Below are 24,723 nucleotides of genomic sequence, written 5' to 3'. Positions count from 1 at the left end.
TGGTAATGTGTATGGAATGGTTTGTGAAAAAATAATTTTGTTATATTTAACAATAATCATTTGATTAATAGTAATAAAACGAAATCATAATATACCCATTATCAGGTATTGAATAGCTCCGTTTTTATTATAAGATTGTACTATATCTATTTTAATACTTAAAATTTAATGGAAAAAGAGATAAAGGCTACTAATTATAAATAATAATTGAAACTGGATTTTTTTCTAAATATTTAAACAATATGAACTTTTTTAAAATTACTAATTTTATCAAATCTATTTTTTTTATTTCATTTATTATTACGTTACAAAGCTGTAACTCAAATAAATTTATTGTTGACAAAAAAACAAATCAAGATGAAGCATTTATTAGACCTCCTTCGAATTTTTTAGCTAGAAATATAAAATTTGATTCGCAAGGAAAAATAAGAAATGACAAAAGTGTTATCATTATTAACAAGTTTGATTTAGAAGTACAAAAAGAGGAAGATAAAAGGTTCAGTTCAAAAAAAATATTTAAATCAAAACGTTCTGGTTTTGGTGAAAGTTGGGTAAAGAAAACAAAAGATTCTATTTATAATGGTTTACTAGATAAACCTCTTCATGTATACCTCTACTATACAGGAAAAGAAATTAATTTTTATACTGTTTGGAATTATAATGCTCTTTATGACACTAGTAGTCCATATTCGTTTGATATTGCTAACACTTTAAAAACAATAGACGAATTAAGAGTATTAATTTCAGATCTAACGTTAAAAGGAATAGATATTAAAACTACTACTTTTGAAAACATAAGTATTACAACTAATTTAAACAATGTAAATTCTTATGAAAGTGAAATTCTACTGAAAGAGGGAAATGAACAAGAAATTTTAAATTATTTCTTTAGTAATTTAACCTTACCGCTTTCACTGAGCTTATACAATTACGGCTATGTAGACGAAATAAGTGCTAAATATGATATACATCCAGCCTATATTTTAGACCATAATTTTAGTTTAAGTATGTTTTATCACAAGGCAACAGGTGGTAGTCAAGGGAATACTTTTACAAAATATAATCTGCATTCAGCAAATACTTTTAATATAGTAAAAAAGTTCAATAAATTAACTATTGAAAATCAGTGGAAAAATTTTGATTTTACATCTACTCAAGATTCTATAGTTAGCACATCATTAGATTTAAATCCCCAAAAATTCTACAAAAAAGGAAAAGACTTTTTTATTGTATATAATTATAATAAAGAAAATATGGCTGGTCATATTAACACCAGAGCGGTTTATTTTTATGATAATTTACTTCTGATTGGCATAAATGATATAAATAAGTATTACCATTTAAAACACCATCCTTCAGAAGATACTATACAAGACACATTATCAGATATGATACAAAACTCTATTAATCCAACTATTTATCATTTAGATGTTCTTAAATTAGATGATACAAAATTCTATTACACTATTGGTATTAGAGTTATTAGTAAATATGATTCTAATTTTTACGTAGAGAAAGTAATCCCATTTGGAAGTACTTTCGAGATGTTATATGACGAAAGCTTTAACTTAAATATAAAAAGATTAAAACATTATTCATCAAATAATAAAAAATACAAAAAGGTTAAAATAAAATGTAACTCAATTGGTAATTTATTAATCCTTCCATCAGATAAGATATCGTTATGAAAATAGAAAAACAAGACAATTATTATATAATAAAGGATAGAAACGATTTTTTATTACTAAGTACGGAAAATATTTCTGGAGATTTTAATAACCTTAATTCATTGATCTTAAAATCAGGAGAGAGTCTTATTATAATTCAAATAAAAAACATTACTAATAACCAATCACGTATAGAAGAAATATTAAAAAGAAACATACCTGAAAATGGGACTTTCACTTGTGGTTTTGGCTTCAATAAAAATCATAATGATTATATAAAGTTTAGTTTTTCGTTTTCGATAGAAAATAATGATAACAAAGTCACTTTAAAAAAACCAAAAAACAACATATTTCTTAAAACTCTCAGTCTAACATTTAATAACTCAGTTACTAGGATTATAGGGAATGATCTTTTTTTAAGTAATATCAGACTCAATAAATCAGTTAATGGTCTTCCTTTTAAAACAACTTGCAAAAACTTTAAACTACCAATATTCAGTAATAATCCAACAGTAACCTTTGATTTCATTTCAAAAAGCGAACTGTTTTTCAATGGAGGAGCTACTTTTTTTGAAGATGAAGTTATACATCAATCAAATTTTTTTTTAGAAGAAAAAGAAAAAGAATTAGAGTTCACTTTTAATTACAAGCCAACTGAAGAGCAGTCAGAAACTTTTATAGTATTTAAATCTAAAACCTTCAATTTAAACCTAAGAGATAATTTAGGGAAATTGATTCAAGGTGAAGCTATAAAAATGAATGGAAAAGAATTTAAGTTTAAATTGGTAAATTCTGGAATTCCAAATAATGAGGGTTGGAGACCAAGAACAGCTTTTGTTCCAGAAGGAAATATTAAGATTATAACAAATAGTGATAAATCAAATAAAATATTATTAAATGGTGGTGCTACCTATATCGAAGATAATAATGATACGATCATTCAGTTTGAACCTTCAAAAGAATCTTTTATTATTAAGGAAACAAATAAAAAGAAACTTAAAAACGGTAAACTATTTGAAAAGACCTCATATTCTTTAAAAGATGGGTATCAAGTCCCATACATCAAATTTTTAACATATAATGAAGAAGCAGAAAAAGCAAACATAATTTACGATAATAAAAAAAGGTATTTTAAAGCTCCTCAAACAAGGGCATTTTATGATGAAAATGGAAATTTAGCTTCGATACCTATTGGTAATGCAAGTGACACAGCTTTTCCTTACTTACCTATTTTAAATACTCCCGAGTTAATAGATTTAGAAAATAAAGTTTTATTAAAAACGCGTGAAACTTTAATCCAAAAAACAAACAATAAATCTTTAAGTTTCTTAAAAAATACTGAATCAACAACTTATTATAAGTCTGGAAATGGGTTGTTAAGAGATAATAAGAGAAACTATTTTTTTTCTGAAAAACAAACAAGTAAAGAGGAAACTTTTAAATTTGAAATAAATAGTGGTCCAAAGGGAGATAGTTTTTTAAATGCTTTAGAGTCAGAAAACGCATTTTTAGTACTTACTACAAATGAATTAACCGGTTACATTAATAATCAAGTTGGAAAAATTGATATTAAGGGTTGGAAATTCCCTGTTTTCTCAACATCAGAAGGGAGCTCTCCTTTAATTATTTTTAAATACAATAGTAAGTCTTTGGAAACAATGATAAAAGAAGATGAACTAAAGTATTGGTCTAACAAATTCTTGGAGGGAGCTGAAATAGATGAAAAAAAGCATTCAAAAACAATAGAAAATGCTTTAGATAATTTACCATCAGAAATTAAAAATGATAATTGGCAAGGTGTTATTATATTAAATATACCAATTACATCAAAAGAATTACCTCATGACATCAAAGGTTTAGCTAAGGGAGTTGGTGATAGTTTAAAGGCTGACTATTTAGCTTTTCCAATTAGTAATATAAAATATGATACTATTTTAGAAAAGGATATTATTGAAAAAACTTCTTTTTTTGCTGGTATTAAATACAAGAATAATAAAGAAATCGAGGTTAAAAATGGATTCGGTTTTGAATTAAGAGAATTAACTGTAAAATTTACTAATTCAGAAATAACTAGTTTTAAATGCAATGTCGATTTAAAAACAGAAAAAATCTATAATCTAGATTTAAATGAAGCTGATGTAACCAATAATACAACTGATGAAAATTTAAATTCAACAGATATCAAACTTATTGGTTCATACATTAAAATTGAAGACAAGGATATTTATTCATTTTCAATTAAAAAAGACATAAAATTTACTTTTAAAGAATTCATCATAAAAAGTATTGAACTAACAGGGGCAACTTTTTACAAAGTAAAAAGTGATGAAAATGATATTGATTATAAGTTTGATTTATATGGAATAGTTACATTTAACACTGAAATTTCGCTTCCTAAATTTGAAGTTAAGAACTATTTACCTGAAAGTTTTGAATTCTGGCAATTTGGAATTGATTATGATTTTAACATAGATGACCTATCTTTTGATTTAAATCTTAACCTTGACGATTTAGATGTCTCATTACAATGGTTTAGTGATAATGACACTTCATCTATATTTAATAGCTTTCCAATTAAATTTAATTCTTTTTGGTTTGGTAATGACAAGATACAATCCTTAAACTTAGCGTCTATTGTAGGAAATCTAAAAGAATTAGAGTTTGGGTTTTTATTCGACCTAGATTTAGGTACATTAGGAGACTTATCCTCTCTTAAAAAATTAAATTCGAATCTATTCATTGGTTGGTCTGGTAAGGAAATACAATTAGGTTTTAAATTTAATGGTTTTAGTACAAGTTTAGATATTAATCTAAATGATGTTTTAGGTCTTAGTATCGAAACCCTTAATTTATGTCAAGTAAATAATCTTTTTTATTTACAACTTATAAACTGTAGATTAACTATACTAGGGAATCAATATCCTAATAGCGAAAACAATATTCATGGAGTTATATTTAAAGATGGTAATAACAGTAAACTTGGGTGGTTAGCTGTTTATGAGAATAATGAAGATGACATCGTTAAAATGATTGCTCTGGGACAAAGAGTCGGATTAAGTGAAGGAGAATTTACCGCTGAAGTTATTAATGAAGTTAAAAGCACCATAAAAAATGTAGAATTATGCAGTTCTGCGGTAACTAACTTGTATAAATCGGATAGAAATTGGCTAATAGCAGCAGATTTACAATTTAAAGATGTTGTAGATGTTAAATTTATTTTTAATGATCCAAGTATGTATGGGTTGTATTTAAAAATAAGTGAACTTTTTACATTAGATGTCCTTTATTATAAGGTAAATGATTCATTAGGAGTTTGGAAAAGTCAGTTTGAATTATCTCCAGAATTAAGAAACTGGGAGTTTGGTGCTGTTTCTTTTACACTCCCTAATTTTGGGCTAGATATTTTTACGAATGGAGATTTTAAAGCAGATTTAGGCTTCCCAAAAATTGGAAGATATACTACAGATTATTCCAATAGTGCAGTGGCTCAACTACTTCCTTTTATAGGTAAAGGTGGATTTTATTTAGCAAAGTATTCTGGCGGTCAGGTAACCTGGTGTTTAGATGATGTTGGTAATAAACTGACGGCATTACAAATGGGGATGGCTTTAAGAGTTGGCATTGGTAAAGAAATTAAAAAAAGTGCGTTTTATGCCGGAGCATCTGTTACAGTTTACGGAATTTTTATTGGTACCGTTTGTTTTGAAAATAATAGTATTAAACCCAAAGGTTTTTCTATAGAAAGTCGTGTAGGTGTAATTTTAGAAGTTGTTGGTTATGTAGATTTTAGCATTGTTAAGGTAGCTGTTCACATTTGGGTAGAAATTTATACAAGCATGCTAATTGAAGATTACGGTAGTGGTTTAAAACCCATTTTAGTTAAAGCAGGTGGTAGCGTAAAAGTTAGAGTTACAATAGTTATTGCCAAAATATGTATTCGCGCATTTGGACGCAAAAAATGCTGGAAAATTAAAGCAACTTATACATTCAAAACTTATATTGAATACAGGTTTAAAATCGGAGGAGGAAGTACTTCTAATAAAAAAGCTTTAGAGCCTATTAAGTTTTTAAACAAAAAGATTGATAAGAAAGAACTCTCTTTAATATATACACCTAATTTATTTGTAGAGAATGAAACTGGAGAAGTTAAGGCAAAAGTAGCGCATTTACTTGGGCTGTTATCTTATCATGTTACCAATGAAGATAGTGGCATTACAAAATATGAAGATTTAGGAATGCATAAGGATTGGAAAGGAGATGGCAATACTGGGTTTGCCCAAGGTAGTTACTTCAATCCTATCAAAGATATACTTACTGTCATTTTTAACAATATGTCTACGGAGTTAAAAGAAGAATTAATTGACAAAGATAATAATACTGTTGATGAAGATCTTTTGTCTGAATTCTTGAAAGTATCTAATCCATCTGAATTTTTCGATTACAAGTTTCTTAATGAATTTACAAAAGAAGGAACTAACAATTCAGAAGAAGCTAGTGGCCCTTCAAAATTATATTTTCCTTTAATCAATAATTTAAAATTAAATGGCAGTTATGATATAATACAGATTGGCGGTATTACAGCAAATTACAAGGAAGAAATTAATGAATTTTTTGATTATTATAGATTAGAAAATCAACAAGATAAAAACAAAAAAGAATTTACTCAAAGTATTAACTTATTTAATGAGATACTTAACGATTATTTTAAAACAATAATTACGTTTGGTTTAGAGAAAATTGCTAAAGAACAAATTCCTGAAGAGAAATTTTCAATAGATCATTTTTTAGATTATAAAAATTACCCTGAAATAGTAGACAGAATTTGTTATGAGCTCGAGGGTTTAATAAATATTTATTATGCAAATGGACTAAGATTACCAAATCCAGATAAAGATGAACAACCAATACCATTATTCAAGTTATTTAATAACAGTATTTCAGTAATAAAAACAGACACAGAATTTGAATTAACATTAAAGGATGGTACAGAAACACTTTCTGCTAGTATTGATAAAAGGTCAATAGATAATATTGAAAAAGAGTTTATTGATGGGTTAGACATCTTTAAAGAGTCTGAAATTAACGTTTTAAAACCTTATAAAATAACTTCTAAAGTTTTTCCAACATCCATTAATAAATTAAAAAATGGTTTAAATGTTTATCTTTTAGATAAAGCTTTACAAAGCTTAAAATTTGAAACTAATATCACAAATGAAAAAGAAGAAGTATTATCTGAAAATGTAATATCCAAAGCAATTAAAGTAACCTTTTTATGTAAGCAAAAGAAAGATAACAAATATTTTGAATTTGTTGGTTGTGAACCAAGTCAAGCAGAATTATTGAGTAAGTGGATAGAGTCAAATTCTGAAAGTGAATATTCTTTAGTAACCGAAATAGAAAAAACGACAACAAATGGTTCTACCGAAAAATGGTTTAAAACTTTAACCGAACAGAATCTAGATACTTATTTAATTTATAGAAATAATTTATCACCTAGAACATTTCCTTTTGAAGGATTAAACATAGAAAAGTCAAAACTAAAAGACGCACAAAAGAAAGTACATATATCTTATTTTTCAGATGATATAGACTCGCAACATGAATATAAAAGTAGTAAGAAGAATTTTGTAAAACTTTTAAGAGATGCTGGGTTAACTAATAATGGCGGTTATTTTGGTCAAATAAAGGAAAAAGTTAACGATGATACATCATTATTGTTCGATGGTCAAAAGGATGAGGAATTTAATTTAACATTTATTTTTTATAAAAACTCTAAAGAAAGATTAGAAACCAGTGCTAACATAGATGTTTCTTTTGAAGAATTTCATAACTGTTTTATTTTAAAAACAACTGATGCTAATGATAATTCAAAACTCTTCCTAAAAGAAACAGAGTATCAAAGAAATACAGAGAATAATAACATATTTAAAGATTATACAGCAATTAGATTGCCTAATACAATTGGATTTAGTCTAGAAAGAACAATTCCTGATAATGATAATATTGTACTAAATGATTATAGATTATTAGAATATGATATTTCTGAATTAAACAATGTTAAATTTAATAACGTCATCCCTATTTTACCTCTAGAATCTAATAATTCAGAAAAATGGATATACAAACAAATAATTCCTATAGATAGAGGAGAAAACAGATATAATAGTATCGGTAAAGAGTTTACGATTAAAGGAAATTGGAGAAATGAACTTGGTTTCAGATTAAGTGGAGTGGAGTTAAAACAGTCTCAAACGTATAGGCATCAATATTTTGATGAAATTATTCCACCTGCAGAATATCCATATTTTAAAGCAATCTTAAATAAAAATTTAAAAGTTGAATTATCTATTGATATTAGAGGAGCTATTATTGATGTTTTAGAAAAAGAAGATTCAAATAATTGGAGAACAAAAACAGGATCTAATGGTGAAATACGATATAAAGTAACAAATGAAAATGAATTCTTTATAGCATTAAAAAGAAACTTTTTAGGTGATATTAATAATGATTCTAAAGTTTTAGATCAGTTTAACTTAATTTATGATCAACTAAAAGATATTAAAAATAATGAAGGAAAAGTTGAACTTGTAAATAAAGAATCTCATAATCTAGAACATGTTGTTAATGATGATATTTATAGCGAATTATTTTCTCTAATTGAGAAGGCAAAAGTGAAGTTATCGGATACTAGTCTACAAAAACTTAGTAAAACCACTTATTTCTATGTTAAATCACTAATTGATGATAATGGTAAGAAAACAACTACTTTAAGAAGTTCGTACAACAACATTATTAAAAAATTCAATATTTATGAAGCTACTAATTCTAATATTCAAAATATTGATAAATCGGAAATAATACCTTTGGAGTTTTTAATTAAATTAACAAGAAATCTTGACCATGTACCGGAAACATTTTTACTTAAATCAGATAATGATAAGAAATTATATAAGCAAGTTTATGAAGTGAATTCTCCAGTTTTTATTGATAAGAACAATAAAGCTTTGATCTCTGGTATAGAAAACAAGACAAATACAAAACTAGGAATAGGTTACAATCGTAAATATGCAAAAGAATATATATATCTTATTCCTGAAAAAAAGATAACATTTAAAAATGAAGGGACTCAAGTTTTAAGTATTAAACCAATAAGCAATTCTTTATATACGGGAGACTATGAAAATAGAATAATTGAAAACAATATAGAAATTGAAAGCAATACAGAAATTAAAAACAATACAGATTTAGAATCAAGTTTAAGAAAAATACTTGTAAGAATTGAAGGTCTGCTAAAACCTGAAAACATATTAGAAGAATCTATTTCTATGGCTTCTATAGATAATATTAACAAATTTCTTAATTATAAGATTGAAATAGCCGGTGTCCTTCAAACCTATCTTGGCAATGCTTTAAAAAGCGAATCTGATTCTAAAAGTAATATGGATTTTAGAAATATGATGCTGCATAACCTTACAAATTTTCATAACCTTGACAATGTAGTGAATTTTACATGTAATAATCCTTACCCTAGAACAAAGCTTTTAATTGAAACCAATACAGATGATGATAATTTTAAAGCTATTCCAGGTAAAATGGAAGATAAAAATTTAAGTTTACTATTAGATTACGCAAAAAATAATCAACAAGCTGAAGGAAGTGGAAGTGTTATACAACAATTAAAATTAAAAAATAGGATAACACATATTGAACATAATTTTAGTCTTAATGATACAAACAACGATGCTCCTAAATCATCAGATTGGATAAAATTATATAAACCAATTAAAATTGAAGGTAAAAAAGAAATAAGTATTCCCGTTATAGAAAGAAGATTTCCAAAATCTCCTACTATTAAAGATTGTATAATAAGTAAAAGTGATGGAAATGACTTAGGTAGTTGGAAACTTGAGTGTGAGTTTACTTATAGAGATGCTATAGTTGGTGATATCATCGAATTTAATTTAAATTTTGAAACCAATAAAATATCAAAAAAATCTTCGAATCATTCTAACTCTTTAAATTTTGGAGCAATTGCTTTTCTTGGAAATCAAAAAAAATCATTAACATTAGGTGAAATACTTACAAATCCGATCTTAAATATAGCTAATACTAATGCTCTAAAAAACTCAAAAGAGGATGAGAATAAAGTTTCTGTTATGTTTGAAATGGTTAAAAAAGACAAGTGGAAAAAGGAATCTAATGATAATGGAAAAATAGAAGAAGTTGAAAAAGGTGTTTATAAATTTAGTCTATCTACTATAGGAGGAGGAGAGTTTAATATTTTAAGAAAAGGAAAATTAAGAAAATCGGTTGATTTAAAGATGCAGGTTACTCGTAATTCAAAAATTGATGATGAAAAACTCAATGAAGACTTTAAATTTAAATCTCCTTGGGTAAGCTATCCGGGAACGTTAATTCCTAGATTACAATATTTAAGAAATGAAAAACTATTTTTTAATGATGATGTTATACGCTATAATAAAAAGGGTTTTGAAAAGGAAGTAGGAGAGTGGGAAATATCTAATTTTACTATAGAAGAGTTTCAAAAAACAACACATGGTGTTAAAGAGTTATTAATTCCTAAAAAAATGAATTCATTTACTAATAAAGAAAAAGTTGAATTGAATAATAAAACAAATTTAGTTCGCTTTACAGTATTTGATGAAAAAAACAATAATTTACAGCCAATATTAATATCAGAAATCGAAATAACTAACAACAATTAAAAATGAAAACATTTATAATATTACTGCTAACAATCTTCTTTTCAATTGCCTTTTTAACTGTAATTGGTTTAATCAAAAAGAATGAAGGGTTTACAGGTTTATTAAAGCAAAAAGGAGAAGGAGAAGGAGAAGAGAAGACAAGTGCGAGTCGCTTTGTTTTACTTCTTTCAGGTTTAGCATCAGTCATAATTGGATTTACAAAACGAATTATTTTAACTGATGTATAATATATATAAACATTATGTAAAATAGAATCTCGATGTTAAACTTGGCCTCATAAAATTTTGGCTAAAACAATAGGAGAAATGAGCGTCCATATTTTAGGGGTTTAGTAATACAGTTTCTTAAGAATTTCTATTATACAAGGGACTTCAAAACAATCTTTACGAGTTACAATGTTTCCTAAAATATAGCGAATGAAGCGTTAATTGTTTCCAAAATTATATGCAGCCTTGAATTTTTGTTTCTTTTGTTTCAAGACAAAAGATAAGCATTATTTAAAAAAGTTTAATCAGAGTTCTACAGTTAGCATGTGCATAGAAATTATCTCGTTTTGCCAAGGCTAAAGGCTCGCTCACAATTTCAAAGATTCTCAATCTTTAAAATTATGCCGTATACTATGCGGCAACGTCACGAGAATCGCATAAAAACTTTTTTCACGTATGATTGATCAAATACGCGATTTATAAACTACCTAAAAGTGTTTGCTTTTTTTTGGTGTGGCCAAGCGATGGCAAATTGTGTTTAGAAATAAACAGCCAGTAAGCGTTTAATTTATAAAAAGCAATCGAGCGCTTGGTAGCCCAGCCATATCAACTCACTAACAATTCCAAAGATTCTCAATCTTTAGAATTATTCTGTACATAACGGCAAATTATAGCTACAAATATAAACGTGAGGTTTAATCATAAACGGCTTAAAAGAAATATTAATGACCCCAGTAGCTAATATTGCTATGAAATAGAATCACTGTGGGATATTTTACACGAGTTTTTATAATTGATCACAAATCAATTATAAAAAGCTGCGGGTTGATGTGGCTGGGAACATTATAGCTACTAATAATAAACTGGCGTGTCGTAAAACGACTTTGACATAATATCTATCGATATAATACGCTGGCGCGTACTTATATCTGATATTATATCAAATACGCGGTATCCGCCGTTTTACTTATATCATACATTTGTACTATAATGTTCTGCGTTATGTAACTTGAGCTTTGATTAAAAGCGAAAGTTGTTACTACAGTTTCTTTAAAAAATTTCTTCTCAAAAGTTTCTTCTACGATTTTAATGGAACACTTTTTATGCGACGACGTAGGAGGGAAGCATAATGTGTGTGGAATGGCATTAATCTCGATACTTACACTTTAAAGTTATAAACAATTGTGTTAATAACTATTTATCACACTTTAAAGTTGAATATAGATATTTTTACTATATTTGTACTGTGAATTTATATCATGGCATCAAAAGAACAAGTAAAAAACTTCTTAAAGGAGTTCAAAGTAAACATGAATATCTGGGATATTCTTTTCCTCGACGATAGAGGAAAAAACTCCCAGACTCTTGCTGACTTGGAATTAATGCCTAATGAAAGAAAAAAAATTCTCGAAAATTTAGTAATTGATGATTACTGCGAAGGTCCTCTTGAAGAAACTCAATATGGAGGTTCAGAAATGTGGGTGTTCGGCAGAACGTTGAGAGGAAAGGAAGTTTATATCAAAATTACACTTGGACTTGAAAATACAAGTGTGATTTGTATTTCTTTTCATATTGCAGAGTATCCAATGGAATATCAATTTAAGTAATTATGAAGAGCCCATTTACAGGTAAAGAAATGTCTATTAAGATTAGAAAAGAGGATTTAACTTTTAGAAAGGAAACTTTTAATGTTACCTATCCTAGTTTTTATTGTACTGATAGTAAACAATATTTTACCACGACAGAATTTGATACTATTAAGATGAGACAAGCTTATAATCAGTATCGCGATAAGTATAACTTGCCTTTTCCTGAAGAAATTAGGGAAATACGAGCAAAATATGGCGTTTCTGCAACTAAAATGTCTGAAATTTTAGGTTTTGGTATTAATAGTTATAGAAATTATGAAAATGGTGAAGTGCCAAATCAATCAAATGCAAATTTGATTCAGTTAGCTAAAAACCCTATTCAATTTAAGTCTTTGGTCAATTTAAGTAATGTTTTCAAAATTGATAATGAGGATAAAAATGATTTTACAGACGAAGGATACAAACTTCTTGATAAAATTGAAAAGTTAATAGAGGAAAAAAAGAAAATCAGATTTTCAATAAGATTTGAAAATTATTTATTAGGAGATAAGTTACCAGATAATTATACAGGATATATAAGACCTAATATTGAAAAGTTGACTGAAATGGTGGTTTTCTTTGCAAAAAATATGCAGCCATATGTCACTCAATTAAATAAGCTCTTGTTTTATTGTGATTTCCTTCATTATAAGTATGAAGCGGTTTCTATAAGTGGTACTCGATATAGAGCAATTAATATGGGACCTGTTCCGAATAACTATGATAGTATTTTTGACTATATGGAAAGTACTAATGCAATTGATATAATCAAAAAGGAAAATGATTGGGGTTACAGTAAAGAATTTGTTAGTAATAAAGATTTTGATTCTGAAAAATTTACAGAAAAAGAACTTGAAATTTTAGATAGAGTTTATCAAGAATTCAAGTGTAAAAATACAACTGAAATTATTGAGAGAAGTCATCTTGAAGATGCTTGGAAAGATAATTTTAAAAATGGTAAAAGTTTAATTGATTATAAATATGCGTTTAACTTAAATATATAAGCCGATAAAAAAACAAAAATCCAATCTATTGCTGGTAACAATAAATTGGATATAAATGGGATTTAAAGTTTTCGAGGACTTCAATAATTAAGACTTATCATCTTAACATTTCCCGTGTTTTGTTGTACAAAGGTACAAATTAATATTAATTAAACAATACCTAGTACAACACCTACCTGAATAGTATGCTCAAACTATTTTAAAGAAATGAGTTAATCCATTAAAAATTAAAAAAAATGGAAAAGTTTATATTTAGAGTTAACAGACAAAAGTTTGAATCTGTTAATGCAATTATTACAGGTAAGGAAATTTTAGAAAATGCTGATTTATTACCTGTAGAAGATTATGAATTATTAATTAAGGTAAATGAAAAAGGTTTTGAGCCAGTTCAATTAAATGAGAAAATTGATTTAAAAGGAGCTGGAATTGAAGGTTTTTTTGCTAAACCTTATAAGAAACTGATAATTTATGTTGATGATGAACCTGTTGAAGTTGATGAATGTTTCATGACACCAAATGAGATTTTAACTGCATCAGGAAAGAATGCTAATGGGTTTTATTTAAAACAAATTAGTGGTCATAGAGAAGTTAGTTACAAAAATGATAGAGAACATAAAGTAGCCATTAAAAATGGTCTTAAATTTAGTTCTTGCAAACTTGAACCTACAACTGTTTCGTAGTTATGGGAAATCAAGAGTTAAAGAGTCAGTTGCAAAGCAAAGGACTCGAAACTTGGATGCACACAAATAATTTTGTGTGCTTCAAGTTTATCGTTCCATTAGGAAGGTTTAAAGGACAAGAAATTGAAATAGCTTTACAAGGCCAGCAATTTCCAATGTTACCGCCTTCAGGTCCACATATTAAACCACATTTACTTCCAATTACAGGAGGTGGAGGCACACATCCTTTTGGAGGAATACATGATAGAAAAGTTCCGACACCAGAATATCAGTATTGGAGCCGACCTTTTAGAGGATGGACTTCTGGTATGACTGCGGATGATTATTTAGCATTCTTAAGAACTTTATTAGATTTCGAATGAAATATAGCATAACAATGACAGAAAATGTCAATAGGATATTTTTTGAGCACCTCATTAGAGAGGATGGTCAAGAAGATTTATGCTTTGCTTTTTATAAAATATCTTCTGGGAAAACTAGAAAAACAGGAGTGATTAATGAAGTGATTTTACCAGAATTTGAGGACAGAAATGTACACGGAAATGTAAGTTTCAATTCATCTTATTTTGATAAAGTAACTTCTTATGCTTTAGCTAATAATTTAGGAATCTGTTTTATCCATAGCCATCCTTATCCAGGTTGGCAAGGAATGAGCTTTGACGATATAGAAGCAGAGAAAATGTTAGCTCCAAGAGTTAAGGCTGTTACAGGGTTGCCTCTGATTGGAATGACAATAGGAACAGATAATTATTGGAGTGCACGCTTTTGGATAAAAGAAGCTCCAAATACTTATGAGCGATATTGGTGTGAATCGGTAAGGGTAGTAGGGAAGTCCCTAAAAACTTATTTCTGTGATGATATTTTTCCAAAATCTAGTTTCGGAGAAGAGTTTAAACGTACTATTTCATCTTGGGGAGATTTAAAACAACATGAAATTTCTAGGCTAAAAATTGGAATAGTAGGTTTAGGTAGTGTTGGTTCTATTGTTGCTGAAGCTATTATAAGGACAGGTATAAAAAATTTGACACTTATAGATTTTGATATAGTTGAATTGAAAAATTTAGATAGATTATTAGCAATAAACAGAGCTGATATTGGAAAATATAAAGTAGATGTTCAAAAAGAGCGCCTTTTAAAAACGGAACTTATTTCAGATTTAAGTATTAATGCTGTTCCATATAGTATTACTGAAAAAGAAGGGCAAGAAGCAGCTCTTGATTGTGATGTTTTATTTTCTTGTGTTGATATGCCTTTGCCAAGATACAGTATAGATTGTTTATCTTTTGCAAACTTAATTCCTGTTATTGATGGCGGAATTGATACAAATCCAAATGCAGATTTGTCAAATATCGACCAAGCTAGATGGAAAGCACACACAATAGGACCTGAAAGAATATGCTTGCAATGTTTGGGTCAATATAGACCTGAAGATGCGGCATTAGAATTATCAGGGGAATTAGATAATCCAAAATATATAAAAGGATTACCTAAAAATCACTTTATTAATCGAGGTGAAAATGTTTTTGGTTTTAGTTTGAGTTTAGCAGGAATGGAAATACAACAATTTTTATCCTTGATTTTGAAACCAAGAGGATTCTACTATGGTCCAAAAGAAATGGATTTCAATACAGGAAATATAGATTTCGATTTTGACAATAAATGTAGAAAAGGTTGTGCAATTTCTAATGATTTACTTGGCAATGCAGACGACACAAATAAATCATTAATTATTAAACATTTAGCTGCTGAAAATAGTAGAATTAAGTATGAGAAGTCGCTACTCAACAAGAAAAGCAAAGGATTTTATACTTTTTTGAAAGAATCAATAAATTCAATGTTTAGTTTATAATTTTCTTGGCCTCATATGATTTTGGTAAAACAATAGGAGAAATAAGCGTCCATATTTTAGGGGTTTAGTTATTTAGTTTCTAAAGAACTTCTATTTTACATAATATTTCAAAGTATTATTAGCAAGTTCCAATGTTTCCTAAAATATAGCGAATGAGCCGTTAATTGTTTCCAAAATTATATGCAGCCTTGAATTTTTGTTTCTTTTGTTTCAAGACAAAAGATAATGAAAGATGAAAAAGAAGATTAATTGAAGTTCTAAATATAACAAGTGCATAGAATTTTATTTTTCTTAAAATTTATGCTCTTGTGGCAAGCTTACGAGAATCGTCTAAAATTTTTTATGACGTACATTTTATCGAATACGCGATTTATAATAAGAGCAAAAAGGTTAGCTTTTATTTTGGCGTTAGCAAGCGTTGGATAATTGTGTGTAAAATAAATTGCCAGAGCAATTTGATTTTATAAAGCAATCGAGCGCTTGGTAGCGGCTATTTTACATAACGGCTAATTATAGATACATAATGTTTTAAAAACTCTGCGAAGCAAACCGCTTATTAGTTTAATGACCCAAGTTCCAATTATTATAATGAAAATGAATGCTTCTGGGATATTTTACATAATACTACATTATAGCTATCAAATGGACTTCTCTCTTAAAATACCAATGATAACATTTGTACTATAATTTATATTATGTAAAATAGAATATTTGAATGCTTCCTGTTATTGATTTAAACTATTACTAATTATTCGATACTGCGGTATTATTTTTCTCTTCCAGCTTTAATACCTTACCTCTATATCGTATCGATGTTCGGTGATTACTCTGTATCATGATATCACTTCTCAAATTTGGATATAGTGTTACCGATACTCTAAGCCATTCTGTAGCATTCCTAATTCCAAATTTCATCAAGTACCGTTGTTTTTTCTCATCATAAGTAACCTTAATATCTTCTGGCACGCCATCAAATTCTATATTATTGTTCCTATTGTTAAAGCCTGCAGATATTCGACGTTCTCCATAGTATGGTAAATACACAGAGATACTATCTCCCAGGATTCTAAAATGATTAAAATTTCCGATCAGATTTATATTATTTGTTGTACTTCCTGCAGGAAATAAACCACTATTCGACAACGCATTAAGACTGCTAGTTGCTAACGGTGCTGCCCAATCCGAGATGATTTCGAGTTTTTTTTGTGCTACCAATTCATCTAAAGCCTTACTTTTTTCTGTAGATACCTCCAGATTTTGTGAGCTTCCGCAACTAATTAGTAAACAGCTTGTAAGTATTAAAAAAAGAGTTTTCATTTTTATTGAGAATATACTAATAATTGCATCAAATAGTATACCATTTTTTAAAATATTAACACATAAAATGCAGTAAATCAGATTATAAATAGGATATTTTTAGTCTCTAAAACCTATATCTTCCTCGTACATATAATAAATTTGGGGTTCCATAATACCCAAATTCAGATGTGCCAAAGTCTAGATTATGATTTACCTCTAAAGAAAAATTAGCATCAAAATCATACCCCATACCATACATAAACCTAGTCCGTAATAACGGAACTTTTATTATATCGTGAACATCTGCATTTCGTGTAAGTTCTATTTCCAAACCAGAAAAAAGACGAAATTTATTTGTTAAATGTAATTTTCCTCTAATCGGCATTTTAAAAACATCTGCAGACAGATATGTATCATTATACCCCTGTAATTCTATAAACAAATTTGAATTTACTTCATAATTAATTGTAAAATATGCATGCTGTTCACGACTTGATAGCCCAGAATATGAAAACCCACCGATTACCAATTTTGATTTCTTATCTACCACCCCATTTGCATCTGTTTCTTTTTCTTGTGCATATATTTGTTTTCCAGATAAGAAAACAGAAAATACAACTACTCCTACTACAAGAACAGTATACCTTTTCCTAGGTATTCGAAACAGTTTTAACCTTTGTTTGTTGTATCTTAAAGCGTCACTATTTTTCATAATTAAGTGATGATATTGGTTAAAAAATACTATTCGCATAAAAGACTATCAAAAATGATGTAGCGTTACAGAATATAACATTCTACTATAATTCTTTGTGGGTCAAATACGTTACTTTTGCCAGATGCAAAAAAATAAGTTAGCCCAGTTTGAATTTGTTACTCTGATGGCATCCCTAATGTCTATTGTTGCTTTGGCTATAGATGCACTTTTACCAGCACTGGACATCATAGGAATTACCATTGGTACCCGACAGATTGCAGACAATCAATTATTAATTACCATGATTTTTCTGGGCCTTGGTATTGGTCCATTAGTTTTTGGTCCCATATCAGATAGTATCGGTAGAAAACCTGTCGTGTATGTGGGGTTTGTACTTTTTATTATAGCAAGCTTTATTTGCATTTTTGCTACAAGTGTAGAAATGATGGTGTTAGGTCGGATTCTACAAGGTATTGGACTATCTGCCCCCAGAACCATTGCTATTGCCATGATTAGAGATATTTATAGTGGTGATTATATGGCACGTATCATGTCGTTTATTACTGTAGTCTTTATTTTGGTGCCGATTATAGCCCCTGCATTGGGGAAATTTGTGTTAGATCATTATGATTGGCAAGCAATATTTTATATACAAGTGCTATTTAGTTTACTCGTGTCTTTTTGGTTTTGGAAACGACAAGCCGAGACCCTGGAAATATCTAAACGGATTAAGTTTACATCTACTATTTTTATGGACGGCCTAAAGGAATTAATGCAATACAAAACGACTATGGGGTATACTCTTATTTCTGGTTTTATTGTGGGATCTTTTATGGTTTATCTAAGTACATCTCAACAAATTTTTGAGCAGCAATATCAGTTAAAAGAAGAGTTTCCGTATATATTTGGTCTTTTGGCAATCTCGATAGGTTCTGCTATTTTCTTAAACGGAACACTGGTATTAAAATATGGTATGGAGAAATTGGTTACCACTTCTCTACTCGCATTTTTTGGAATTTCTCTTTTGTATATCGTGTTATTTTATAATTCTTCAAATCCAAGTGTAGAGGTTCTATTGCTATTCTTCGGAATGCAATTTTTTGCTATTGGATTTTTGTTTGGAAATTTAAGGGCTTTGGCCATGCAACCAATTGGTCATATTGCAGGGATCGGTGCTGCAATTACAGGTTTTGTTTCTACGATTATGGCTGTTCCTATTAGTACTTATATCGGGAGGTTTGTTTTAAACACTACCCTACCTCTATTTATAGGCTTTTTGGTTTGCGCACTACTTTCAATTGTAATTCTTGTGTATATAAAAGTAGCAGTAAAAAAACAGAGTGTTACTCGCTAGGAAAGCGATTACCTGCGTTCATTATGCTCTTTACTTTCTTCTGGGATAGATAAATCACCATTTCCAGCAATGGCAAACTGGTCTCTTTTTGATCCATATCCAAAATTAGAAGACCTACGGTATTTATTCTGGAAATCTGCGAATCGTCTTTTTCTAGTGGGTTTTTCTTTACTATTCATAGTGGAAAGTTTTAGCGAATCATGCGGTTAATAATTAATTCTCTTTCTAAGTTATCATTTTTTTTTAATTTTAGTCTACTCATTCGCAGTACTTTATATTTATTTTAAGATACGTACGAACAATCCTTCTTTTAGGATTTAGAGTTCAATTAAAATTTTCTGTTCTTCATTTGTATTTAGTAGTATTGAAATTTTCCTGTTTGCATACCCTTCTGCGATAATGAGTATATCATATTTTCCCGGTGTTAGATCATTCCAAAAAAAAGCCCCAACATCATTGGTCACTTGTGCTATATCTACTAATCTTGTCATCCCAGTGATAGTTAAAGTTATCACTGCTTCTTCTATAGGTTTTTTAGATTTCTGTTCTATTATTTTTCCTCTAATTGCGGCTCCCATTGATATTTTGTTTATTAAAGAATGAGCATTCTCTTATAAAATGCTCATTCTTTCTATTTTACTTACTATTTATATTTGTTTTTCCAGTTTTTAAGATTTTTAAATACTGGTTTTGTAATTCGGGTAGCAGAATTACCCAATGAATATCCATTGGTATGGATTCCTACAACATAACGTTTGCCATTCTTGATTCTCCATACCGGAGATCCGCTTTGCCCCCCTGCTGTATCAATATTATATACGAGAGTCCTTGATGTAACAGTTTTAATTTTTCTGGCATGCCACCATTGTGTACCAGCAGGCTTATCACCAGGATACCCAGAAAGGTTTACTTTTAGTCCTAATAAATCAAAGAAACCATAATTTCCATATCCAAAATACCCTACTTTGTTACCATACTTACAGTTTTTTGGTAGTATGATAGCTCCATAGTCATGACTTCGTTTTTTACTCTTGGTCCATCCTTTAACCGAATGGAAATGAGAAGATTTACATGACCCGTATGGTTTTTTGGCACCATTTCTTCCTGGTATTACTTCGATACTCTTGGCCCAGCCCCCATGCTTATGCATATAGACCACATGACCAGCAGTAATGACTGTACGAGGACCGATAAGAAACCCAGTACCAATCCAACTAGTACCATCTTTGGCTTTAATTCTTAATGAACAGATGGCTCGCCAGGGATACTTGGTTGTTCCTTTAATTTGTTTACGATCATCTTTACCAATGACTACTTCCTGCATCATTTTTTTACCACTTTCACTACGCATTAGCATAGCAGCAGTTGGATCTCCAAATTCTGCATAATACGCATCCAATACATTTTCATCATTATCCTCTTCTTCGTTTTCCTGCTCTTCTAGCACCGAATAATCATATCCTGAAACCTTTTCCAGAGTTCCGTCTTCGGTTTGAGAGCCTTCTGTGGCACCACTTTCATTTCCTTCAAAAGGAGTTTCCAGATCTTCAAAATCCTGATCTCCTCCACTACTTTCACTACTCACCTCCAGGTAATCATTAGCATACTCTTCTGTTTCTTCACCCAGAGTATCATCAAATTCGTCGGTTTCTATTAGGTCACCTGTTCCTTCAAAAGATTCTTCGATAACCGCTGTCTCATCAGTGATCTGATCTTCATATATTCCATTTTTCTTCATGATTTGTGTCTTTATAAAATTTGTTTGTACTATAGAGTTTCTTCTGCATTAGCCCTCTATTTCTTCTAAATTGCAATTTTATTCAAGAGCAAAAGTATAAACAATCACAATAATCAAAAAGAGTTAAATAGCTATAAATCAATAAGTTGAATAACTATTAGTTTTATAGGTAAATGATGGTGTACTATTGGGGTAAATAAACCCTTGGAATGATTCTTGATTATTTCTAACTTAGTAAAATTATAATTATCCCCCTATGAGAATATTTCTCTACATATTGATTAGTATTGTGTATATACAAGGATTTGGGCAAGATATCATTCCTAATGTCACACAGTTACCGACCAGTCCGACTTCTGATTATGCATTAATCAATGATTATCAAGGTATCGTTTTTGACAAAGAAAAATCAAGAGTTTCTTTTGATTTTATAGAGGATAAAACTTCTGGTACGATTGCTGGATTAGATTTTAAGATTAATTTCAACCCTAAAGACCCGGAGAATTCGGCTTTTAAAGGTACTGCCCTTATTAATACACTAGACACTGATAATTTTTTACGTGATGGACACTTAATGTGGGAAAAATTCTTCTATAGAAAAAAGTATCCAAAAATAAGCTTTACAAGTACTGATGTTGTTTCTTTTGATACCAATACTTATAAGGTTATAGGTAATCTTACCATCAAAGGAACACAAAAAGAAGTGATTATCACATTCTCTCTTGATGATAAAAAATTATTGGGTAAAACAACTATTTATTCTAGTGATTTTAGTGTGAATATTCACGATGAGCGCGAAAAGAATAAATTAGATATACGGTTTTATTTTCCGATACTTCAATAAAGAAAGCAGCACTGCTTTTGTTTAATTGTTAAACTGAAACGACAAATGCCGAGTATTTTCCGTGATGTGTTATAGACATTGGCAATTGCATTGCTGTTTGGTTGATATTTACTATCGGTATTCCGTTACTATCTTTAGTTAAACAAATCCGAGAAACATCTACATTAAGCTTTCTGGTAATAGTTTCTTTCAATTTTGAGTGTATATTCATTGGTTTATCATATACCGAAGAGCGATAATCTATATCAGAACCCATAGCAATGGTATACACATATTCATTTTGGGTTTCAGTAACCGTTTTATAACTGTAATTATCCACATAGACCTCTCCTTTTGGTCTACATCTAAAACTTTGGGGGTTGTACCTGCTAGGAAGGTTAAATCGCCTTTGGTGAGCTTTATATGCCGCCTCTTTCATGCTCCAAAATTTCCAGATCAGTAATTCTATCTTTTCTGAAGCTAAAATATATTGCTGTTCCTGAATTGTAAATATTTTTTGAAGCCACCCTCTTCTCTGCCAATTACTCTGTGTATTAGCCAATTGAAGGTCTACAATATCATTACCAATCATTTGGAAGCTAATTTATCTTCTATAACAGCAATTGAAGCTTTAATAGTTAACATCTTCTCCATAGACTCATTATCAATCTCAATATCGAATTCATCTTCAACATCAAGTACTACATCTACCAGATTTGCAGAATTAATTTCCAGGTCTTTTATAAAATCAGTGTTTTCGGTAAGGGTATTAAGCCCTTCTTCATTTTGCACATACGGAGTAATGATTGTTTTTAATTTAGAAAGTAATTCTTCTTTTGTCATAATCTAATTTGAGTTGATTCAATACTTATTTTAATACTACTTTATGTGTATTTCTTAAAGATAACGCAAGCGTTTACATCTCCAAATCCAAAACTAGCTTTTGCTATAATTTTAGGGGAATAGTCAAATGTTTTGGTGGGAATTCGATCTCTGGATACCAAATTTTCTATTTCGGGGTGTAAATCTTCACAATTTACATTCCCAAAGATGAAGTCTTCTTTTAATTGTAATACAGTTGCTACACTTTCTATACTACCAGAAGCCGCCAGGCAATGCCCTACCATACTCTTAAGCGAATTGATATACGGAAAATCTTGTCCCTTTCGCCCTAAGGCAATACACCAATTTTGTATTTCGACACTATCCATCGTTGTGGCGGTCAAATGACCATTGATGGCATCGATTTCTCCCGGATCTATTTCTGCATTGGTTACCGCTTTACGAATACAATGTTGTACTGCTTCGCTATTAGGAGCTGTCATACTTCCTCCTTTACGTTGTCCACCACTATTTACATGTCCACCTAAAATTTCTGCATAAATTGGAGCTCCTCTTTTTTGGGCACTATCCAGGCTTTCGATAACCAAAGCCCCTGCTCCACTCCCGGGAACAAAACCACTAGCTGTAGCGCTCATTGGGCGCGAAGCACTGGTAGGATCTTCATTATACTTATATGGAAGGATACGCATAGCATCAAAACCTCCCCATACATAAGGCCCACTATCATTTGTACTACCAGCCAGAATGATTTCTGCTTTACCATCGCTTATTCGATCATAAGCCATCAAAATAGCTTCGGTACCTGTACTACAAGCCGAAGAATTAGTGGTAACCACATTTCCAGACCCCAACATACCTCCTAAAAAAGCACTAATACCACTGGCCATAGTTTGAATAACTGTAGTACTACCCAACCTTCTTACTTTACCTTCATCTACTTTATAAATGGCTTCTCGAAATTTATCTACACCTAATATTCCGGTTCCAAAAATAACACCAGCATCCCAAAGTGGTGTTTCAGAATCATTGATAGGTAACTTGGAATCTTTCCAAGCATCCATACCAGCAATAACTCCATACTCCATACCAGAAGCATTCAATCCACGCAATTGAATAGAGTTAAAGTAGTTGTTTAAATAATCTTCTTTATACATAGGTAAACCAGCTATTTGACATGAAAAATTAAGATGATTTAATTCATCAATATACTGTATACCACTTACTCCATTACGAACGTGATTTTTAAACACTGAAACGTTCGTTCCATTTGGAGCAACTACACCTAAACCTGTTATAACTACACGCCTTCTATTCATCATTCATAGCTGAGTTAATAATCGATACTATTTTCTTTATAGCAATTTTAGCTTCAGATAGTATAGGTAGTATTGGCCATATATGAGGCATTCCTTCTCCTTTAATAATTTCTATTTTACCATGAACTTTTTTTATTTTATCCACTAGCACCTCTTGATCCGGAGTACATATGTCATTCGTAGCGGTAAACAGGTGCACTGGTGGAAAATCATTAAAATCACCATATACAGGGGAAATCAATTGATCTTTTAATGAAGATTGACCTGCACACATCTTCTTTGCAGATTTCACTCCTTTCACACTAAGAATAGGATCTATCAAGTCAATTTCTTTAATTTTTGGATTTGTTAAGCTGGCATCCATCATAGGTGTAATCGCTATTAATCTATCGGGAAGTTTATGCTCTTCTTTTAGCAATCGCTGTATAAGAGTCATAATCAAATTTCCTCCTACAGAATCACCTATTAAAATAATTTTAGAAGGATCGTATGCTTTCGCTGCCTCCAGATATACCTGATACACGCTTTCTGTTGTCGTTTTAATAGTGTTTTCCGGCGCTTTTGGATAATCTACCATCCAGGCACGAGAATGTGCTTGTTTTGCAATTTTAGCGATTGCTATCCAGTTTTCCCGAGTCGGACCATAAATAAAAGCCCCACCATGACAATACAACAATAAGAAATCTGTATTGGCATCTCTTGGAACAATACTAGTCACTCTACTACCACATATCTCTTTGGTTTCAAACGTACTACCCAACAAAAGCTTTGCATTTGGGGCGTGTACGTCTTGTTTTCTTTTTTTGCGATAATCAATAGGATCCTTAGACCAGGATTGCTTTTCTCCTTTCAGCTTAAGAACTAATTTCACTAACGAATACCCTATACTCATCTCT

Annotated in this window: 19 protein-coding genes; 10 read left to right on the top strand and 9 right to left on the bottom strand. The window is 30.0% G+C overall.

Annotated elements, in window-relative coordinates:
- The first annotated feature begins 242 nt into the window (after positions 1–242).
- The 8 genes from AAFU52_RS22150 (at position 243) to AAFU52_RS22115 (ending at position 15,760) form a co-directional block, all read left to right on the top strand.
- The gene (locus AAFU52_RS22150) at positions 243–1,688 is read left to right on the top strand and encodes a hypothetical protein (RefSeq protein WP_438423585.1); all 1,446 of its coding nucleotides are present in this window, start codon (positions 243–245) and stop codon (positions 1,686–1,688) included.
- Entirely contained in the window at positions 1,685–10,393 is an 8,709-nt protein-coding gene (locus tag AAFU52_RS22145; RefSeq protein ID WP_438423584.1) for a hypothetical protein, read from the top strand. The genes AAFU52_RS22150 and AAFU52_RS22145 overlap by 4 nt, the downstream gene beginning before the upstream one ends.
- 2 nt (positions 10,394–10,395) lie before the next feature.
- The gene (locus AAFU52_RS22140) at positions 10,396–10,620 is read left to right on the top strand and encodes a hypothetical protein (RefSeq protein ID WP_438423583.1); all 225 of its coding nucleotides are present in this window, start codon (positions 10,396–10,398) and stop codon (positions 10,618–10,620) included.
- Positions 10,621–11,858: 1,238 nt separating this feature from the next.
- Entirely contained in the window at positions 11,859–12,206 is a 348-nt protein-coding gene (locus tag AAFU52_RS22135) for a type II toxin-antitoxin system MqsR family toxin (RefSeq protein ID WP_210196893.1), read from the top strand.
- Between the two features lie 2 nt (positions 12,207–12,208).
- Positions 12,209–13,231, top strand: coding sequence for a type II TA system antitoxin MqsA family protein (locus tag AAFU52_RS22130; RefSeq protein ID WP_438423582.1), 1,023 nt, complete (start codon positions 12,209–12,211; stop codon positions 13,229–13,231).
- Positions 13,232–13,467: 236 nt separating this feature from the next.
- Positions 13,468–13,911: a multiubiquitin domain-containing protein gene (locus tag AAFU52_RS22125; RefSeq protein ID WP_438423581.1), complete on the top strand. Its 444-nt coding sequence runs from the start codon at positions 13,468–13,470 to the stop codon at positions 13,909–13,911.
- A gap of 2 nt (positions 13,912–13,913) precedes the next feature.
- Entirely contained in the window at positions 13,914–14,273 is a 360-nt protein-coding gene (locus AAFU52_RS22120) for a hypothetical protein (protein ID WP_438423580.1), read from the top strand.
- Between the two features lie 14 nt (positions 14,274–14,287).
- Positions 14,288–15,760 (top strand): ThiF family adenylyltransferase, encoded by a 1,473-nt coding sequence (locus AAFU52_RS22115; protein WP_438423579.1) that lies wholly within the window; start codon positions 14,288–14,290, stop codon positions 15,758–15,760.
- 744 nt (positions 15,761–16,504) lie between these two features.
- Here AAFU52_RS22115 and AAFU52_RS22110 read toward each other — a convergent pair.
- Positions 16,505–17,077: a DUF4251 domain-containing protein gene (locus AAFU52_RS22110; protein WP_438423578.1), complete on the bottom strand. Its 573-nt coding sequence runs from the start codon at positions 17,075–17,077 to the stop codon at positions 16,505–16,507.
- Between the two features lie 106 nt (positions 17,078–17,183).
- Positions 17,184–17,771 (bottom strand): hypothetical protein, encoded by a 588-nt coding sequence (locus AAFU52_RS22105; RefSeq protein WP_438423577.1) that lies wholly within the window; start codon positions 17,769–17,771, stop codon positions 17,184–17,186.
- A gap of 124 nt (positions 17,772–17,895) precedes the next feature.
- On the opposite strand from AAFU52_RS22105, the gene AAFU52_RS22100 reads away from it, so the two are divergent.
- Entirely contained in the window at positions 17,896–19,107 is a 1,212-nt protein-coding gene (locus AAFU52_RS22100; protein ID WP_024770217.1) for a multidrug effflux MFS transporter, read from the top strand.
- 8 nt (positions 19,108–19,115) lie between these two features.
- On the opposite strand, the gene AAFU52_RS22095 is transcribed toward AAFU52_RS22100, so the two are convergent.
- The 3 genes from AAFU52_RS22095 to AAFU52_RS22085 all read right to left on the bottom strand — a co-directional run bounded on the left by AAFU52_RS22095 (position 19,116) and on the right by AAFU52_RS22085 (position 20,845).
- Positions 19,116–19,286 (bottom strand): hypothetical protein, encoded by a 171-nt coding sequence (locus AAFU52_RS22095; RefSeq protein ID WP_161635283.1) that lies wholly within the window; start codon positions 19,284–19,286, stop codon positions 19,116–19,118.
- A gap of 138 nt (positions 19,287–19,424) precedes the next feature.
- Positions 19,425–19,685, bottom strand: coding sequence for a carboxypeptidase regulatory-like domain-containing protein (locus AAFU52_RS22090; RefSeq protein ID WP_024770216.1), 261 nt, complete (start codon positions 19,683–19,685; stop codon positions 19,425–19,427).
- Positions 19,686–19,750: 65 nt separating this feature from the next.
- Complete coding sequence (locus AAFU52_RS22085; protein ID WP_024770215.1) at positions 19,751–20,845, bottom strand: trypsin-like serine peptidase; 1,095 nt, start codon at positions 20,843–20,845, stop codon at positions 19,751–19,753.
- Between the two features lie 256 nt (positions 20,846–21,101).
- Here AAFU52_RS22085 and AAFU52_RS22080 point away from each other — a divergent pair, with 256 nt between their 5' ends.
- Positions 21,102–21,689: a YceI family protein gene (locus AAFU52_RS22080; RefSeq protein ID WP_438423576.1), complete on the top strand. Its 588-nt coding sequence runs from the start codon at positions 21,102–21,104 to the stop codon at positions 21,687–21,689.
- Between the two features lie 28 nt (positions 21,690–21,717).
- Here AAFU52_RS22080 and AAFU52_RS22075 read toward each other — a convergent pair whose 3' ends face one another.
- The 4 genes from AAFU52_RS22075 to AAFU52_RS22060 are packed head-to-tail and all read right to left on the bottom strand — an operon-like array spanning position 21,718 to position 24,719.
- Positions 21,718–22,260 carry a 4'-phosphopantetheinyl transferase family protein gene (locus AAFU52_RS22075; RefSeq protein WP_438423575.1) on the bottom strand — a complete coding sequence of 181 codons (543 nt, stop codon included), beginning with the start codon at positions 22,258–22,260 and terminating at the stop codon, positions 21,718–21,720.
- A complete protein-coding gene (locus AAFU52_RS22070; protein WP_024770212.1) occupies positions 22,257–22,511 on the bottom strand; it encodes an acyl carrier protein in 255 nt (84 codons plus the stop codon). The genes AAFU52_RS22075 and AAFU52_RS22070 overlap by 4 nt, the downstream gene beginning before the upstream one ends.
- 41 nt (positions 22,512–22,552) lie before the next feature.
- Positions 22,553–23,830 carry a beta-ketoacyl-[acyl-carrier-protein] synthase family protein gene (locus tag AAFU52_RS22065; RefSeq protein ID WP_438423574.1) on the bottom strand — a complete coding sequence of 426 codons (1,278 nt, stop codon included), beginning with the start codon at positions 23,828–23,830 and terminating at the stop codon, positions 22,553–22,555.
- The gene (locus AAFU52_RS22060; RefSeq protein ID WP_438423573.1) at positions 23,820–24,719 is read right to left on the bottom strand and encodes an alpha/beta hydrolase; all 900 of its coding nucleotides are present in this window, start codon (positions 24,717–24,719) and stop codon (positions 23,820–23,822) included. Before AAFU52_RS22060 ends, AAFU52_RS22065 begins: the two co-directional genes overlap by 11 nt.
- Positions 24,720–24,723: the final 4 nt, after the last annotated feature.

This window comes from Aquimarina macrocephali, assembly GCF_051627225.1.
GTDB classification, from domain to species: Bacteria; Bacteroidota; Bacteroidia; order Flavobacteriales; family Flavobacteriaceae; genus Aquimarina; species Aquimarina macrocephali.
The sequence above is the reverse complement of the archived record's forward strand: the minus strand, read 5'-3'. Positions and strand labels throughout refer to the sequence as shown.